Raw genomic sequence first — 17,339 nt, forward strand, 5'->3', positions numbered from 1 at the left:
CTAATGTGGGCACATGCCCACTCTACCGCGGCACTCCGCTTCGCCTCCCCGGCCGCAGCCGCATCGGCACCGCGCGGTCGCCGAATCGTTCGGAGCCGACCCCCAACGCTACGACCGGGCTCGCCCCCGCTACCCCGACACTCTCATCACCCGGATCATCGCCACGAGCCCCGGCCACGACGTTCTCGATATCGGTTGCGGCACCGGCATCGAAGCCCGGCAGTTCCAGGAAGCGGGGGGCACGGTGCTCGGCATCGACCCGGACGACCGAATGGCCGAATTCGCCCGCGGCACCGGGGTCGAGGTCGAAACCTGCACGTTCGAAGCCTGGGATCCGGCAGGCCGCACCTTCGACACGGTCGCCGCCGGCCAGGCTTGGCACTGGGTCGACCCGGTCGCCGGACCTGCAAAGGCTGCGCAGGTGCTGCGTCCGGGCGGCCGGATAGCCGTATTCGGGCATGTTTTCGATGCCCCCGACGAAGTCACCCGGGCACTCGCGGCGGCCTACACGCAGGTGGCACCCGATTCCCCCTTCACCCGCGCGGCCGTCCAGGCGAAATCCGCCCTGGAAACCTATCGGGAAATGTTCGCCGCAGCCGCCGACGGCATCCGCCGGACGGGCAGGTTCGGCGAACCGGAGCAGTGGCGTTTCGACTGGGAGCAGTCCTACACCCGGGACCAATGGCTCGACCATCTACCCACCACCGGCCCGCTCACCCGGCTCGCACCGGATCAGCTGGCGGTCGTCCTCGACAGTGTCGGCACTGCCATCGACGCGATCGGCGGCGGTTTCACCATGCCGTACACCACACTCGCCGCGACCGCCGCGCTCACTGCCTGAGCACCAGACCGCGGTGGCGCGAAGATTGCGGGCAGAGCGGGCACCGGCCGGCTCGTCGAGGGCCTCGGCCGAGCCGTCCGTATCAACGGATGCCGTACTCGGCAAGCGCATCCAGTAGTGCGCGCGGCCGCTGGTCGGCCGGCCCGGGTTCCACCAGAGTGACCGCACAACCCAGTTCGGCGGCAGCGCCGTCGGCCTCGGCACTGTCACCGATCATCAGTACCTCACCGGGCACGATACCGATACGGTGACAGGCGATTTCGAAGAGCCGCGGGTCGGGTTTCACCGCACCTTCGGCATACGACAGGACGAATTCGTTCACCTGCTCGGCGACCCCGGCATGTTTGAACACCGGCCGGATATCCCAGGCGATATTGCTCACCACGGCGATCGGCAACCCGGCCGCGGCCACTGCGGTCAGGGCGGCCTCTGTATCCGGGAACGGCCGCCATGCCTCCGCCGACAGCAGTTGTTCGTACAGATATTCCGGATTACCGACCCCGGACCCACGCAGCACTGCCAGATACAGATCCCGATGCAGCGGCGGATCCAGGTCCCGCCGTTCCCATTCGTCGCGCAACCGCTCCGGCAGACCGCCCGGCCCACCGACCGGCGCCGTCATCCGCCGCATCACCTCGGCCTGAGCCTCGCCTGCCAAGGCGTCACCATCATCGCCCACCAGCTCGTCCAGTACCGGCTCGAATCGGAAGAGAGTACCGGAGAAATCGAACAGCACACCGCGGATAGTCATACGGCCAGGTTACGGAGGATCCCCGGCGGCGGCCTATCACTTCACCACAGCCGACATCACCAGGTGGGCGGGCGCTCTGCCAGGTGGACAGCGCAATCGTGTTCCCGCACAGCGCATTGCCGACGTGGGCGAGGCTCGTGAATCCTCGTCACTGCTGGGATCACTCGCACCGCATACTCGCCGCCACTGTGGTAAATCCATCGGTGTGGTGGTTTCGAATCGGCTGAGAACGCCGTAGGACCGTTTGCCGACGGCACATGTACTGCGCCCCCGAACTGACAGAGAGCGGGCACGGCAGCAGAAGCGCCAGAATTCGAAGCCACCGACCGGTTCCGTGGTTTCCCGACCCCGCCGCCGTCGAATGCCTCGACATTCCCTGTCGACCAGTGCAGTGAAAGGTGAACCGCAACATGACCAGCTCGACGCGCGTCAGCTCCGACGAATCCCGGCAACCGGCGGCCCCCATGATCACCGGTGCCGAATCCGTAGCCCGCGCTTTGGCGGATCGGGGAATTTCCACCGTCTTCGCCTACCCGGGAACCTCCGAGCTCGCGCTGAGCGCGGCCATCGCCGAGCGCGACGGTCTCAGGCTGATCAACGCACGCGGTGACAAAGAGGCCGCGTTCATGGCGGCGGGCGGCAACTTTCCGGGCCCGGCGAAGTGCGCTGCAATTCTGCACGGTGCCCGTGGTTTGACCAACGCCCTCGGCGCCTCAGCGGATGTCCGACGCAGTGAGATACCGGTGCTCTATATGGTCGGTATGCCGTCGCGGTCATCGGCCCGGTATCTCCCCCCGCACGCCGAGCCCGATCTCATCGCCGCCGCCGGCGCCTTCGCGAAAGCCGCCTTCGATACCTCGACGCCGAGCTCGCCCGACCCGCAGGCGTTTCTGAAGGTCGTCACCCAGGCGCTCGATACTTTGGCCGAGGCTCCCTACGGCCCCGTCCTGCTCGGCCTGCCGCAAGACCTCTTGGTCGGCCGGTTCGTTCCTGCCGATATGCGGGCCGATCCGGGATCGGCACGACCGGCCGACGCATCGCTGGAGACCACCGCAGCGGTGACCCTGGCATCCGCGGCGCAGCGTCCGGTGATCCTGGTCGAGGACTACCTGTTGCGGGATCCGAGCGCCGAGTCGGAGCTCGCCGCGTTCGCCGCTGCCTTGGGCGCACCCGTACTTCAGACGGCCTACCAGCGTGGGCCGATGCTCTTCCAGCAGGTACGAGCGGAAACCGTACCGTCGTTCATCGGTCCCTACGAACCCACCGATTCGGAACATCGGCACCTACTCGACTCCGCCGATCTTCTCGTCACGGTGGAGGACCGGAATATGTACCCCCGGGTCGTGGGCCCGCTGCCTGCATGCCGCAAGATCGCTCTCACAAGCAATATCGCGGCGACCACGAAGAACGGTTACCTCACCTCCGAGGATGTGCTGGTGCCCGGAAACGTACGCATATCGATGCGCGCGATCACCGATCAACTCGGCAACCGCAGCGACCACACAGAGGAAGCCGCCGGAGCCGAGGGCCGTCCATCGATCCCGAACCCGGGCGCAGCCGACCCGAAATGCTCCGCGGGCGCCGTCGAACTGGTGCGCGCCCTCGGCCGTGGACTCGAGTCGGTCGGTGATCCGGTTGTCGTGGACGACAGCCTCATGTTCGGCGGCCTGGTGGCACGTAATTATCAGCACCTTCCCCTCGGCGTGCAGGTCTTCGGTAGCCACGGCGCTTTTGTCGGGGGTGGGTTGCCGACCTCGGTCGGTCTTGCCGTCACCTCCCCGGACCTGCATGTTCTGACCACCCTGGGCGACCACGGATTCACCAACGGCCTGCAGGCTCTGGCAGCTGCCAGCGAGCACGACGCCCCGCTCGTCGTCTTGGTGTGCAACAACGGTGCCAGTGTCTGCCTCGGCAAACAAGCGGACTTCGACGGACTCGGGGAGAACGTCCTGCCGTTGGACAACATCGCCGAGATGAGCTATTCCGCAATCGCTTCCGGATTCGGACTGTCGAGTTCGGTTGTCGTATGGCCGGATGAAACATCGGTGACAGAGAGTGTCGTGGCAGCGTCGGAAACGCTGACCGCAGAGATCGAGCGCGCGCTATCCGCGCGGCGCCCCCACCTGATCGAACTGGTCACGCCCAGCCGGACCGAGTTCTGGACGGGTGTGTGGCGGGTCGAGGGGATGGAGAGCGTCTTCCGGACACGCACCGGCGACGGGGCGTGAACCGACCGGCCGACGCCGCGCAGCCGCATGCGTGCCCTGCCCTGCCGCAAGAATTCGGCAGGGCAGGTGCGCACGCCCCCTGTCAAACGGTCAGTTCTCCCAAGGCATGGAGCAGGAAGGCATTTACGGCTTCGGTCGCCTCCAACTGAACCAGGTGCCCTGCACCGGGCACCTGCCGGACAGCGCGCAGGTCCGGCAGCGTCGCGCGCATGGTTTCGAGCGGATCGCGGCCGCTGAACCCCTCCATATCCGGGTCGTTCTCCCCGTACACGAAATACACCGGCGCGACAGGAGCGGCGTGCGCGTACTCGGCGGTGAGCTCCCAGTTGCGGTCGAGGGCGCGGTACCAATTCAGTCCGCCGGTGAAACCGGTGCGTTCGAATTCGGCAGCGAGGATGTCGAATTCCGCTTCGGGAAGCCACCGCCACGGGAATTGCGGGGCCTGCGGCAGCGCATCGATATAACGCATACCCGGCGGGTTCTGCCAGACATCGAGGTAGTGGTAGTCACCGCTCAGCGCGTAGTACACCCGGGACAGGAATTCGCGCGGCTGCGCGGCGAGATGGGCATCGGCGACGCCGGGTTCCTGGAAGTACTGCATATGGAGGAAGTGCCGTTCGGCCATTTTCGCCCAGTAATACCCGGGTGGTTTCGGCGAGCGCGGTGCGAACGGATTGTTCAGCACGACCAGGCCGCGTACCCGTTCCGGTGCCCGCATTCCGAGTTCCCACAGCAGGGCGGCGCCGAAATCGACACCCACGAATACCGCTCGTTCGGCGCCGATATCGTCGAGCAACGCCAGCAGATCGCCGATCACGGCCCGGTTGGTGTAGTCGTCGATTGCGGCGGGGGCGTCGGTGCGGCCGGCGCCGCGCAGGTCGGGAGCGATCGCCCGGTATCCGGCCGCCGACAGGGCGGCGAGCTGCCGGTGCCATACGTATCCGGTGTGCGGGAATCCGTGGCAGAAGATCACCGGATCGCCCTGCCCCTGTTCGGTGATGTGCATCCGCACACCCCCGGTATCGATGAACCGGTGTATCGGCGTCACGGAACCTCCCGAATACTAGAACGCGTTACATTTTCACGGTAACGTCCCGGGACTGTGAGCGGAACACCACACTCCCTGAAAAATCGAATCGCAGTCGTCACCGGTGCGAGTCGCGGTATCGGCAAAGGTATCGCGCTGGAACTCGGCGCGGCCGGCGCGACCGTATACGTCACCGGGCGATCGGAACAGCCCGGCAAGCTCCCGGGCACGGTGCACGAGACGGCCGCGCAGATCGACGAGCTGGGCGGCACCGGCATACCCGCCATCTGCGATCACGGCGACGACGAGGCCACAGCGGCCCTGTTCGAGCGCATCGGCACCGAACACGACCGGCTCGACGTCCTGGTCAACAACGTCTACAACTCCCCCGCCGCCGCCCGCTGGCTGGGCCGCAAATTCTGGGACGTACCACCGAAAGCCTGGGACGAGACGTTCCGAATCGGGGTGCGTTCCCATTACGTCGCAGCCGTGTACGCGGCACCGTTGCTGCTGAAAGCGGGCGGTCTCATCGTGAACGTGTCCTCCCCCGGCGCGCAGCGCGCCATGCACAACGCCGTCTACGGGATCGCAAAAACGGCACTGGACCGGATGACCGCCGATTTCGCCCGGGATCTCACCGATACCGAGGTCACGGCCGTATCGATCTGGCCGGGCCTGGTGGCCACCGAACTACTGCAGCTGGTGCCCGCCGATGACACGGGTAAACGCGTGGTGACCCTGCCGGGTGAGGGCAGCTTCGACCTGGACGAGGCCGAAACGCCCCGATTCGCGGGCCGAGCCGTAGTGGCGCTGGCCGCCGACCCCGACCGCAAGAAGCGAGCGGGTAATGCCTGGAAAGTGGCCGATCTGGCCGAGGACTACGGATTCACCGATATCGACGGACGGATACCCCGGACCGACTGACGATCAGGCGAACTTGATCTCCAGCCCGATCCCCAGAATCGCGATGAACCAGACCAGCCCGGTGAAGATGGTGATGCGGTTGAGGTTCTTCTCCGCAACGGTCGAACCGGACAGCGCCGACTGCGTCCCACCACCGAACAGGCTGGACAAACCTCCGCCCTTGGCGCGGTGCAACAGCACCATCAGCACCAGCAGCAGGCTGGTGACGATCAGGAGGATATCCAGGAACATCCGCATGCGGACAGTGTATCTATGCGCGCGGTTCGACCGACACCAGGTGGGTGAGCGTCTCGTCGTGAGCGAATTCCGCGACCGCGCGTTCACGCATCAGGTCCTGGGCGGTCAGCCGCACCTTGTGCTGCTGCATATGCTCCGACCAGGAGCGCACCACGAATGCCTCGACGTAGCGGTCCGCGGCGCCGACATCGCGGTACAGCCGCCATTCCATAGCACCGGTGCGCTGCCGGGACCGGCCCACGTAACTCATCGCGTCGAGGAATTCGGGAACCCGGCCCGCCGGTACGTCGTAGTCCTTGAGCACCAGCACCGGGCCGTCATCCGGTTCCGGTTCCACCACCAGCTCGGGTTCGGGCCAGTACGCATGCGGGGTCAGGTCGAAACCGGCCGCGAACTGGCGCATGGGCAGCCATATGGTACTGAGCGCGGCGAACCCGAGCAGCGCACCGGCGACCAGCAGGGCGGTGACCGCGCCGTAGGCGCCGGCGACCAGGCCCCACACCACCGAGCCGATCGCCTGGCCGGCCATGAAAACCAGCATGTACACCGACAGCCCACGCGCCCGCACCCACCCGGGGAGCAGTAGCTGCATGGTGGCGTTCATGGTCGAGAGTGTGAGCAGCCAGGCCGCGCCGGCGAATACCAGCAGGATCAGCACCAGCGCCTCGACCCGCAGCAGCGCGGTTCCGCAGCAGGCCACACCGAACACCAGCGCGGCGACGGCGACCTGCTGGGTGGGTGTGAGCAGCGCCCGCACCCGCGCCAGGCTCACCGCGCCGAGTACGGCCCCCACTCCGAGCGCGCCGAGCATAACGCCGTAACCGGAGGATCCCAGGCCCAGCTGATCGCGTGCGATCACAGGTAGCAGCGCCCACAACGCACTACCGGGAGCGACGAACAGCGCGGTGCGCAGCAACACCCGCCGGATGGCCGGTGCCGATTTGATGAACCGGGTCCCGGCCTGCAAGGCCGCCAGCGGGCGTTCGCTCGGGAATTCGCGCTCCACCTTCGGTCGCCGCCACAGCAGCAGCGCCCCGACGATGGCGCAGAAGGAAAAGGCGTTGAGAGTGAACACCAGCGCCGGCCCGGACAGCGCGACCAGCACGCCCGCGACCGCCGGACCCACTGCCCGGCCGATATTCATATTCATACTGCCCAGTGCCGCGGCGGACGGAATCTGGTCACGCGGGACCAATTCGGGCTGGATCGCCTGCCAGGAGGGCGCGACAACCGCCTGACCGCAGCCGAGTAAGAACAACAGTATGAGCAGCACCGAGGGAGTGGTGTGCCCGGTGGCAGTCGCGATTGCCAGGACCGCCGCCAGCACCGCCATGGTGGATTGCGCGCCGAGCAGCAGGCGCCGGCGGTCCAGCAGATCGGCGAGTACCCCGGACGGTATCGACAGGATCATCACCGGCAGCGTCGTCGCGGTCTGGACGAACGAAACCAGAGCCGCCGCATTGGGTCCGTCGACCAGCACCCACTGGGCGCCCACCATCTGCATCCAGGTACCGAGATTGGAGACCAGCTGGGCGATCCAAAGCGCCCGATAGACCGGGGATCGCAGCGGCGCCCAGGTAGAAACTGGTTTCGGCGCGGCTGTGGTCACTCGGGACAGCATAGCCGTGTGCTCTGAAAGGAAAGCCGCACGCTCACGCGGTGAGGCGGTCTTCCTCACTGATGAACCGGGTGGCGATCACACTCACCACCGCGGTGCTCACCAGATACCCGCAGGCCAGCCATGGTGCGCCACCGGCGGCCGCGATCAACGCCGTAACGATCATCGGCGTCAGCCCCGAAGCATAGATACCGGAGAACTGATAGACGAACGATAAACCCGTATACCGCACCTCGGGCGGATACAGTCCGGCGTACAAGGTGCCTTGCGCACCGTAGAAGAGCGCATGCGCCACCCCGAACACTGCGATGACGGCCACGGTGAAGACGACGATATTGCCGGTTTCGAAAAGCAGGAACACCGGATACACCAGCACCCCGTAGGCCGCGATCCCGGCAATGTACACCCGCCGCGGCCCGAAACGGTCGGTGAGCAGACCGGATACCGGGATGAGCGCGGCCATCACCACCGCTGCGACAGTGACCGCCAGCAGTACCGGCACCTGCTCGAAACCCAGCTGAACGGTTGCGAAGCTGATCGCGAAAACACCCCACGTGTTGAACGCCGCGCCCTCACCCCAGCGGGACAGCAACCCCAAGACGGTATTACGCCGGGAACGAGCGCTGCGGAACAACTCGACCACCGGCACTTTCGAGATCCGGTTCAGCCGATCCACCTCACGGAAGGCCGGCGTCTCATCGATCTTCAGCCGGACCACCAGCCCGATCAGCACCAGCACCACACTGGCGCCGAACGCGATCCGCCATCCGTAAGCCAGAAACGCGTCTTCGCTCAACACCGTGCGCAGCAGCGCAAAGACCCCGGTGCCCAGCGCCAGGCCGAGTGCCAGCCCGACCTGCGGGTAGCTACCGAACAATCCCACTTTCCGGCGGGGGCTGTGCTCGACGGCCAGCAGTACCGCACCGGCCCATTCCCCGCCCAGCGCGAACCCCTGCAGCATCCGCAACGCCAGCAACAGGATCGGCGCGGCAACACCGATCGCGGCGGCGGTGGGCAGTACGCCCATCAGGGCCGTGGATCCGCCCATGATGGCCATCGTCAATGCGAGCGTACGTTTGCGGCCGATCCGGTCACCGATATGCCCGAACACGAGACCGCCCACCGGACGCATCAGGAAACCCACAGCGAAGGTCGCGAACGACAGCATGGTTCCGACGAATGCACTGCTGCTCGGGAAGAACAGTTTGTCGAAAACAATGCCCGCCGCGGTGGAGTAGAGGAAGAAGTCGTACCACTCGACAGTGGTTCCGATCAGGCTCGCGGCAACCGCTTTCCGGGTGTCGCCGGCGGCCAGTCCGCCCGCGTCTTCCTCGGCCGGAACCGCGGGCTCGTCCGCGCGGGCGGGCACCGCCGCGATTTCCGGCAACGACATGGTGCCCCCTTCGGTACGGCATCGACTCGACCGGTGAGGTTATGGCGGCACGGCGAGTGCCGGCAGGGTTGGAATCAGCGCGATTCGAGGACGGATAAACCCCCGATGTCGCCGCACGGGCCACCGGCACGCGCCGGGTAACATCGGCGGCATGCCCGGACGACTGCTCCGATTCGGTGCGGCCCTCGCCCTCACCCTGCTGGCTGCCACGGCCTGCTCGAACGATGAGGAGCCCGAGCCCGCGGCGCCCGATTCGACGCCGATGGGCCACACCTATATCTCCACCGAGGTCACCGGCACAGCGATCCCGGGTGGTGGACCGCTCACCCTGGTTTTCGCCGACGGCCGGATCACCGCCGACGCCGGCTGCAACAAGCACAGTGGTGCGGTGGATCTACACGATCATGTTCTGCACGTTTCCGAACTGGCCAGCACCCTCGCCGGCTGCCCCGGTGAACGCGCCGGCTCCGATACCTGGGTCGGCGAACTACTGCGCGGCGAGCCGACCTGGGAACTCGACGGCAACCGGCTGACACTGACCGGCAAGAACTCGACGGTGGCGCTCACGGACAAGAAAGTGGTGCAACCGGACCGGCCGATCCGTGGCACCGAATGGATCGTCACCACGCTGCTCACCCCGCAAGCGCAGGTATCGTCCCGCACGATCGAGGAAGTGCGGCCCAACCTCACCATCGCCGAAGACGGCGGTCTCACCGGGTTCGCCGGCTGCAATCGGCTGACGGGGCGCGCAGAGGTCACCGAGACCCCGGCCGGCGCCGACATCGCGTTCACCGCGGCCACCACTCGCATGATGTGCACGCCCGAGGTCATGGAAGTGGAACAGGCAGTGCTGGCTGCCCTGGACGGCACCGCGCAGGCCACCGTCGACGCCGATACCCTCACCCTGCACAACACCAACGGCCACGGCCTGACACTGCGCGCCCGGTAGGTCGACTGCCGGGTCGGCTCGTACGAGGCAGGGGTCGCGCCTCCGCAACCGCCGCGGCCGCGGCTACGAGCTGAACACCACGCTCTCGAATGCCCGGGTTTCCGCGTCCATGGGCACACCCTCGCAGTTGGGCCCGGGAAACGCGGCCACGTGCATACCGGTGTCGTTGGCGAGAACTCCGGCCGCGCCCGGTGTGTTGTAGCAACGGTCGGGGTCGAGATCGTCGAGCACGGCCGGGCCGCCGATCTGTGACCGATAGGAGAATTCCCCGGGCGTCGCGTGAGCGGGGAACGGAACGGTCACTGTGATCGCGGCGCCGACCGCGAAGGCACCTACGGTTTCGACGATATATCGCACTCAGCTGGTCCTTTCGCTCGGCATTGCGGGCTGGCCGCTTCCGGCACCGCAGTATTCCGCACCCACAGCCGGATCCCCGGTAACCGAGCGGCACCCGCCCGTCGATGGGCTCGTCGCGCCGGCTGGGCTGATGTCACCGTGCTCGGTGTGTTGGAGCGACGGCCGGGATCGAGATCGTCGAGGACGGCCGGACCGCTGGTCTGGGCGCGATAGGCGAATTCCCCGGATGCGGCACGAGCGGCAAGCGGAACGGTCGAGGTGATCGGCGGCGGTGAACCGGAAAACCCCGGGCGCGCGGCGCAGCCGGGGTATCAGGTCCGGCCCGGGACGTCCTACTGGTAGAGAGCAGGAATGAGGAAACGTTGGAGGAGCTGAGCTTCCGTTTCGGCGTCGGCCGGCCACAGCAGCAGTGACAACACCGACCGGATGAACCAGACGCCGGTGAGCGGATCGTCCGGGCGCGTACCCAGCATGTCGGAAACGATACCGATCAGGGCCGGCGATTCCGCGAAGGTCATTACCGAACGGGGTCCGTGCTGCGAGGCGAGAAACGCGACGACGATCGGATCGGAACGCACCTCACGCAGTGTGACGGTGAGTGCAGCGAACACACGATCGGGGCCGGCAAGATCACCGAGAGCCGATTCGACCACTCCGGCGATACGGTTCGCCGCGCGAGCGAGGACGGTCTCGCGCAGATGGATTACGCCACCGGTATGACGGTAGACGGTGGCGCGCGAGCAGTGCGCGTGGCGCGCGACCGTATCGACGTCGAGACCGTCGAAACCTCGCCGCGTGATCAGGTCCGCGACCGCGGCGTAGATGTGGTCGGCCGCGGTGTCGTGGCGGTCCGCACCGAGCAGCCAGTCTCGCGCCATAGCCTCAGTATGAGACATTCGCTGCGTCGAAGATTCCGATATTGCCCAGTTCATCTCCATGGACTGCGACAGCATGCGTCGGCATGACCGCCCGAGGTGTATCGACTTCAGTCGCAGATCTTGTTCCGGCGCTACCTGAGGACAACTGTGGAGGCGGGGGTACCGCGCCGGCGGCCGATGGTCGCCGGGCCGCCGGTACTTCGGAGCGGTGTACGCCCGCCTTCGGTTGCCACCCGGTACTCGAAACCGGCAGTGCCTCGGATTGCGAATGGAGATCGGATGTCGACCACCGAATTGCTCGATCCCCATGCCGGTGTCCGGTCGTGGACGCAGCGCCGGACGCTTGTCGTGTCCTGCCTTGCCGTCACCTTGGTGATCGCGTCGATGGCCGCCCTGTATACCTCGTTGGCGCAGATCTCGATCGCCACGGGCGCGGATCACACCCAGGCGACCTGGATCGTCGACGGGTACACCCTCGCCTTGGCTTGCCTGGTTCTGCCCGCCGGCGCCTTGGGCGACCGCTACGGCCGGCGCCGGCTGCTCGTCAGCGGGCTGCTCGTGTTCGCGGCCGCCTCGATGATCCCCACGGTCACGTCGTCGGTCGACTGGATCATCGGCGCTCGCATACTCGCCGGTATCGGTGCAGCGCTGGTGATGCCGTCCACCCTGTCCATGATCACCACCGCATTTCCGCCAGGTGCCTCGGGGCGGGCGGTCGGGGTATGGGCCGGGGCCGCCGGCTCCGGCGGTCTGCTCGGTCTGATCGGTTCCGGGCTGCTGTTGCAGTGGTGGTCGTGGCAGTCCATCTTCATCGGCATGGCTGCCGCCGCGGTGGTCCTGGCCGCCGCGGGGTTCACCCTCACCGAATCCCGCAGTACCGCGCCGACCGGGCTGGACCCGTTCGGTGCGTTGACCGGGGTCACCGCGATCGCACTACTGGTCTGGTCATTGATCTCGGTTGCCGACCGCGGATGGAGCGATCCCTACATTCTGGCCGGTCTGGCGGGCGCCGCGCTCGCGACCGAGCTGTTCATCCTGACCGAACTCCGCGTCCGGTATCCCATGCTGGATTTGCGGCTGTTCGCACGGCGCGGTTTCGGCTGCGGCGCCGCATCGCTGGCCGTCCAGTTCCTCGTCACCTTCGGACTGTTCATGATCGTTGTCCAGTATCTGCAGTTGATCATGGGCTACAGCCCCCTGCACGCCGCCGTCGCAGTTCTGCCCATGGGGATCGCCGTCGTCGGACTGTCGGTACTGTCGTCCCGGCTCACCGCCCGCTACGGACTCAGGCTGCCCACGATCGCCGGCCTGACCGTTCTCGCCACCGGCCTGCTGCTCCTGACCCGCCTGACAACCGAATCCGGTTATCCCGGTGTGCTGATCCCGTTGTCCATCGTGGGCATCGGGATCGGCCTGGCCGCGGCACCGGCCACCACCGCGATCATGACCGACGCCGATATCGATATGCACAGCGTCGCCGCCGCGGTCAACGACGCCGCGCGCGAGATCGGCGCGGCCATCGGTATCGCCGTCGCCGGCACCGTCCTGGCCACCGGCTACGGCGCCAGTATCGCCCCCAGCCTGCCGCAACTGCCCGCACCGGCTCGCGAGCCCGTCGCGCACTCCCTCGCCGCCACCACCCAGCTCGCCGAGCAGGCCGGCCCGCAAGCGCAACCACTGCTCGACCTCGCCCGGGCCGCCTTCCTCGACGGCTTGCACCAGACGGTGTTCGTCCTCGCGGTCATCAGTCTCGTTGCCGCTGCCGTCTTCGTTTTCTGGGCACCCGGACCGCCCGAAACACCGAGGCCCGCCGGGACGGTACCCGGCGGGCCTCGAATCCTTCACCTGCTCAGGGCAGTGGACCACCCGCGGCGATCGCGGAAAGCGTGGCGAATTCGTCGCCCTTGAGCGAAGCTCCGCCCACCAGCGCACCGTCGATATCGGTCTGTTTGCTCAGCTCACCGACATTCTTGGCGTTCACCGAACCGCCGTAGAGCACCCGGACGGTTTCGGCAACCTCGGGTCCGGCCAACTGCGCGAGCTCGCCACGGATGGCGCCGCACACCTCCTGCGCATCGGCCGGTGTGGCGACCTTTCCGGTGCCGATCGCCCATACCGGTTCGTAGGCGATGACAACCTTCGCGATCTCCTCGGGCTTCAGGCCCTTCAGCGAACCCCGCAACTGCTCGAGGTTGTATTCGACGTGGGTGCCCGCCTCGCGGACGTTGAGCCCCTCACCGATGCAGACGATCGGGGTGACCCCGTGCTTCAGTGCCTGCTTCGCCTTGGCGAGCACCGTGGCATCATCCTCGTTGTGGTACTGGCGGCGCTCGGAGTGCCCGACCACCGCGAACCGGCACCCCAGCTTGGCCAGCATGGCCGCGCTGACCTCACCTGTGTAGGCGCCGGATTCGTGTACCGAAACGTCCTGCGCACCATAGGTGATCCGCAGTTTGTCGCCTTCGATCAGCGTCTGCACGCTGCGGAGATCGACGAACGGCGGAATCACCGTCACATCGACCTTGTCGAAGTACTTGTCCGGCAGCGCGAACGCGATCTTCTGCACCAGAGCAATGGCCTCGAGGTGATTGAGGTTCATCTTCCAGTTGCCCGCGATCAGCGGTTTCCGAGCCATCACGCGTCCTCCGCATCGTCGAGCACGCTGATGCCGGGCAGCGTCTTACCTTCCAGGGATTCCAGCGAGGCACCGCCACCGGTGGAGATATGCGAGAAATCGCTCTCCGGGATACCGAGCGCCCGCACGGCCGCCGCCGAATCGCCACCACCGACAACGGTGAACGCGCCCTTACCGGTGGCCGTGGCGATGGCTTCGGCAACGCCACGGGTACCTGCCGCGAACTTGTCGAACTCGAATACGCCCATCGGGCCGTTCCAGAACACCGTGCGCGCCTCGGTGAGCAGTGCGGCGAAACGCTGCACCGATTCCGGGCCGATATCCAGGCCCAGCCAGCCATCCGGGATCTCGTGGCACGGCACGACCTTCGTTTCCGCGTCCGCGGCGAAGGAATCGGCGACCACGATATCGCGCGGCAGATGGATGACATCGGCGTAACGGTCGAGCAACTGCTTACAGGTATCGATCATCTCCTCCTGCCGCAGCGAAGATCCGACGGACAGACCCTGCGCGGCCAGGAAGGTGAAGCACATCCCGCCGCCGATAACCAAGGTGTCGACCTTGGGGGCCAGCGCCTCGATCACGGCCAGTTTGTCCGATACCTTCGACCCGCCGAGCACCACCGCGTAGGGGCGGTCGGTGGATTCGGTGAGCTTGGCAAGCACGTCGGCCTCCGCGGCGACCAGTGTGCCCGCATAGTGCGGCAGCAGTTTCGCCACGTCGTATACCGACGCCTGCTTCCGGTGGACCACACCGAAACCGTCGGAGACGAACGCACCGTCGTCGCCGACCAGTTCCACCAGCGCAGCGGCCAGTTTCGCGCGGTCGCCGTCGTCCTTGCTGGTCTCGCGTGGATCGAAACGGATGTTCTCCAGCAGCAGCACATCGCCGTCGGTGAGGCCTTCGGACCTCGCGAGCGCGTCCTGGCCCACCACATCACCGGCGAGCTGCACATTGCGACCCAGTTCGGCGGCCAAACGGGTAGCCACCGGAGCCAGCGACAGCGCCGGATCCGGGGCGCCCTTCGGGCGACCGAGATGCGCGGTGACGACAACCTTCGCACCGGCTTCCACCAGTGCGCGGATGGTCGGCACCGAGGCGATGATCCGGCCCGGATCGGTGATCTCGCCGTTGTCGAGGGGAACGTTGAGGTCGGAGCGCACCAGTACGCCGCGTCCCTCGACGCCCTCGGCGAGGAGATCGTCCAGAGTTTTGATGCTCACGCCGGTCCTAGAGGGATTTGCCGACGAGGCCGATGAGGTCGGCGAGGCGATTGGAGTAGCCCCACTCGTTGTCGTACCAGGAGTAGACCTTCACCTGGTCGTCGATGACCTTGGTCAGCGGCGCGTCGTAGATCGAGGAATGCGGATCGGTGACGATATCGCTGGAGACGAGCGGGTCCACGTTGTACTTCAGGATGCCCTTCAGCGGACCGTCGGCGGCCGTCTTGAACGCCGCGTTGATCTCGTCTACCGTCGCCTTCTTCGCCAGATCCGCGGTCAGGTCGGTGATCGAACCGGTGGGAATCGGCACCCGCAGCGAATAGCCGTCGAGCTTGCCGTTGAGCTCCGGCAGCACCAGGCCGATGGCCTTGGCCGCACCGGTACCGGTCGGCACGATGTTCACTGCGGCGGCGCGGGCGCGACGCAGATCCTTGTGCGGGCCGTCCTGCAGGTTCTGGTCCTGCGTGTAGGCGTGGATGGTGGTCATCAGACCCTTGACGATGCCGAACTCGTCGTTCAGTACTTTCGCCAGCGGGCCCAGGCAGTTGGTGGTGCAGGACGCGTTGGAGATGATGTTCTGGCTGCCGTCGTACTTGTCGTCGTTGACACCCATCACGATGGTGATGTCCTCGCCCTTGGCGGGCGCGGAGATGATGACCTTCTTGGCACCGGCGGCCAGGTGCCCCTTGGCCTTGGTGGCGTCGGTGAAGATACCGGTGGACTCGACGACGACGTCCACGCCCAGATCGCCCCACGGCAGGGCCGCCGGGCCCTCCTTGATGGCCAGCGCCTTGATGCGCTGGTCGCCGACCACAATGGTGTCCTCGCCGTCCAGCGAGACATCCTCGGGCAGCCGGCCGAGGATCGAATCGTATTTGAGCAGGGTGGCCAGAGTCGCGTTGTCGGTGAGGTCGTTGACCGCCACGATCTCGATATCGGTGGTGCCGAGCGCTTTCTGCGCCTCCACCGCCCGGAAGAAGTTACGTCCGATACGACCGAAGCCGTTGATACCTACCCGGACAGTCACGTTTCTCGCTCCTCAGCAGTCAAGCGGATGATTCCGACGCCACCCACACTAATGCCTTCGGGTCATCTGGCCGACACACCCCTGGAGTTCGTGAGCACTGCCTATCCGGGCGCACACGGGCCTCGGCAGCCACGGAAGCCGCCCACGTGTCCCGACGCACGGGGCCGGCGACCGAGCGCCGCACTGCCGAGATCCCATCTCACTGCGGCCACTGTCCTGGTTCCGGCGGTGGTGACGGTTGTGGTGGGTGCCCTCGGCGCCGCCGTCTCAGTCCGCTGCACCTACGGGTGCAGCGGACACCTCGGCGAGCTCCGTAAAACACTGGCAACCCGGACCGCCGCACTGCAGGATGGGTGGGGATGTCCAGCACCCCGCTCCCCGAATCCGGGCCCGACGTCCGTCCGGCCACACCCGCCGATCTCCCCCGCGCCACGAGAAGTCTCACCCGAGCCTTCGCCGACTACCCCTGGACCCGGCACACCATCGCCGCCGACGAACACGAACGCCGGCTCGCCGAGTTCCAGGAGCTCTTCCTCACCCGCATCGGACTACCCCACGGCAGGGTGTGGGTCGCCGACGACGGTGACGCGGTCGCCGTCTGGACCACTCCCGCCACCGACGCCGGCGCGGTATTCACCGAACTCGCCCCCCGCTTCACCGAACTGGCCGGTGATCGCGCCGAGGCGCATGCAGCGGCGGAGACGGCAATGCAGCCACACCGCCCGGTCGAGCCCGTCTGGTTTCTCGGCACCGTGGGCGTCGACCCCACTCGCCGGGGCAGTGGACTCGGCCGAGCGGTTATCGAGCCCGGCCTGGCCGCTGCCGAGCGCGAGGGGGTCGGTGCGTTCCTGGAGACGTCGACCGCGGAGAACGTGCGCTTCTACGAACACCTCGGTTTCCACGTGACCGCGGAAGTCGTAATCCCGGACGGCGGCCCTCTGACCTGGTCCATGCTCCGCCGGCCTTAGCCGTTCCGGCCCCGCTGGGCCGAGTGGCCGGCTCCGGGAACCGGCCGACGCGCCGCTGATCCGCCGGTGTTCCGACCGCACAACAGTGCGTGGACCAGCGAGCAGATCCGATCGCCGTCGCGATCGTCCGCGTCGAGCCACGTTCTCGGGCGACCGCACCACGTCGGCCGACGGGAGAGGTGCCGATCGCGACGAGCATGCCGGGCAGGAACCGCCACCCGGTGCCGGCGCCGCACCATGTCATGGGCGCCAAGGTGTAACCGCGGCACGCTCCCGGCTCCCG

General features: G+C 66.9%; 16 protein-coding genes. 6 read left to right on the top strand and 10 right to left on the bottom strand.

Annotated elements, in window-relative coordinates; all coding sequences use genetic code 11:
• Positions 1-13 precede the first annotated feature (13 nt).
• Positions 14-841, top strand: coding sequence for a class I SAM-dependent methyltransferase (locus tag NS6_RS05490; RefSeq protein ID WP_068037147.1), 828 nt, complete (start codon positions 14-16; stop codon positions 839-841).
• Between the two features lie 82 nt (positions 842-923).
• Here the strand turns inward: NS6_RS05490 and NS6_RS05495 are convergent, their stop codons facing one another.
• Positions 924-1,592, bottom strand: coding sequence for an HAD family hydrolase (locus tag NS6_RS05495; protein ID WP_068037150.1), 669 nt, complete (start codon positions 1,590-1,592; stop codon positions 924-926).
• Between the two features lie 410 nt (positions 1,593-2,002).
• Between NS6_RS05495 and NS6_RS05500 the strand changes: the two genes are divergently transcribed.
• Positions 2,003-3,820, top strand: coding sequence for a thiamine pyrophosphate-binding protein (locus NS6_RS05500; protein ID WP_068037153.1), 1,818 nt, complete (start codon positions 2,003-2,005; stop codon positions 3,818-3,820).
• Between the two features lie 82 nt (positions 3,821-3,902).
• On the opposite strand, the gene NS6_RS05505 is transcribed toward NS6_RS05500, so the two are convergent.
• Positions 3,903-4,868: an alpha/beta fold hydrolase gene (locus NS6_RS05505; RefSeq protein WP_245669137.1), complete on the bottom strand. Its 966-nt coding sequence runs from the start codon at positions 4,866-4,868 to the stop codon at positions 3,903-3,905.
• 54 nt (positions 4,869-4,922) lie between these two features.
• Here NS6_RS05505 and NS6_RS05510 point away from each other — a divergent pair, with 54 nt between their 5' ends.
• On the top strand, positions 4,923-5,771 hold the full coding sequence (locus NS6_RS05510; RefSeq protein WP_068037155.1) for an SDR family NAD(P)-dependent oxidoreductase: 849 nt from the start codon (positions 4,923-4,925) through the stop codon (positions 5,769-5,771).
• A 3-nt stretch (positions 5,772-5,774) separates the two neighbouring features.
• Here NS6_RS05510 and secG read toward each other — a convergent pair whose 3' ends face one another.
• Genes secG through NS6_RS05525 form a run of 3 tightly spaced genes read right to left on the bottom strand, consistent with a single transcriptional unit; the run spans position 5,775 to position 9,019 of the window.
• Positions 5,775-6,008 carry a preprotein translocase subunit SecG gene (secG, locus tag NS6_RS05515; protein ID WP_062973979.1) on the bottom strand — a complete coding sequence of 78 codons (234 nt, stop codon included), beginning with the start codon at positions 6,006-6,008 and terminating at the stop codon, positions 5,775-5,777.
• A gap of 13 nt (positions 6,009-6,021) precedes the next feature.
• Positions 6,022-7,629, bottom strand: a complete 1,608-nt coding sequence (locus tag NS6_RS05520) for an MFS transporter (RefSeq protein WP_157112625.1) — start codon at positions 7,627-7,629, stop codon at positions 6,022-6,024.
• Between the two features lie 31 nt (positions 7,630-7,660).
• Positions 7,661-9,019, bottom strand: a complete 1,359-nt coding sequence (locus tag NS6_RS05525) for an MFS transporter (protein WP_084470633.1) — start codon at positions 9,017-9,019, stop codon at positions 7,661-7,663.
• Between the two features lie 151 nt (positions 9,020-9,170).
• On the opposite strand from NS6_RS05525, the gene NS6_RS05530 reads away from it, so the two are divergent.
• On the top strand, positions 9,171-9,968 hold the full coding sequence (locus tag NS6_RS05530) for an META domain-containing protein (RefSeq protein WP_068037158.1): 798 nt from the start codon (positions 9,171-9,173) through the stop codon (positions 9,966-9,968).
• A 63-nt stretch (positions 9,969-10,031) separates the two neighbouring features.
• Here NS6_RS05530 and NS6_RS05535 read toward each other — a convergent pair whose 3' ends face one another.
• Together NS6_RS05535 and NS6_RS35125 are read right to left on the bottom strand one after the other, a co-directional pair.
• Positions 10,032-10,325 (bottom strand): hypothetical protein, encoded by a 294-nt coding sequence (locus NS6_RS05535; protein ID WP_068037162.1) that lies wholly within the window; start codon positions 10,323-10,325, stop codon positions 10,032-10,034.
• Between the two features lie 332 nt (positions 10,326-10,657).
• The gene (locus NS6_RS35125; RefSeq protein ID WP_068037165.1) at positions 10,658-11,203 is read right to left on the bottom strand and encodes a TetR/AcrR family transcriptional regulator; all 546 of its coding nucleotides are present in this window, start codon (positions 11,201-11,203) and stop codon (positions 10,658-10,660) included.
• Positions 11,204-11,482: 279 nt separating this feature from the next.
• Here NS6_RS35125 and NS6_RS05545 point away from each other — a divergent pair, with 279 nt between their 5' ends.
• The gene (locus tag NS6_RS05545) at positions 11,483-13,111 is read left to right on the top strand and encodes an MFS transporter (protein WP_068037168.1); all 1,629 of its coding nucleotides are present in this window, start codon (positions 11,483-11,485) and stop codon (positions 13,109-13,111) included.
• Here NS6_RS05545 and tpiA read toward each other — a convergent pair.
• From tpiA to gap, 3 genes are read right to left on the bottom strand one after another with little or no spacing between them, the layout of a single operon-like run.
• On the bottom strand, positions 13,053-13,838 hold the full coding sequence (tpiA, locus tag NS6_RS05550; RefSeq protein WP_068037170.1) for a triose-phosphate isomerase: 786 nt from the start codon (positions 13,836-13,838) through the stop codon (positions 13,053-13,055). The two genes, NS6_RS05545 and tpiA, sit on opposite strands and share 59 nt — an antisense overlap.
• Positions 13,838-15,061 (bottom strand): phosphoglycerate kinase, encoded by a 1,224-nt coding sequence (locus tag NS6_RS05555; protein WP_068037173.1) that lies wholly within the window; start codon positions 15,059-15,061, stop codon positions 13,838-13,840. The genes tpiA and NS6_RS05555 overlap by 1 nt, the downstream gene beginning before the upstream one ends.
• 7 nt (positions 15,062-15,068) lie before the next feature.
• On the bottom strand, positions 15,069-16,088 hold the full coding sequence (gene gap / locus NS6_RS05560; protein WP_068037176.1) for a type I glyceraldehyde-3-phosphate dehydrogenase: 1,020 nt from the start codon (positions 16,086-16,088) through the stop codon (positions 15,069-15,071).
• 359 nt (positions 16,089-16,447) lie between these two features.
• On the opposite strand from gap, the gene NS6_RS05565 reads away from it, so the two are divergent.
• Positions 16,448-17,056 (top strand): GNAT family N-acetyltransferase, encoded by a 609-nt coding sequence (locus NS6_RS05565; RefSeq protein WP_068037180.1) that lies wholly within the window; start codon positions 16,448-16,450, stop codon positions 17,054-17,056.
• Positions 17,057-17,339 lie beyond the last annotated feature (283 nt).

The sequence above is a fragment of the Nocardia speluncae NBRC 108251 genome (assembly GCF_001613245.1).
Lineage (GTDB): Bacteria > Actinomycetota > Actinomycetes > Mycobacteriales > Mycobacteriaceae > Nocardia > Nocardia speluncae.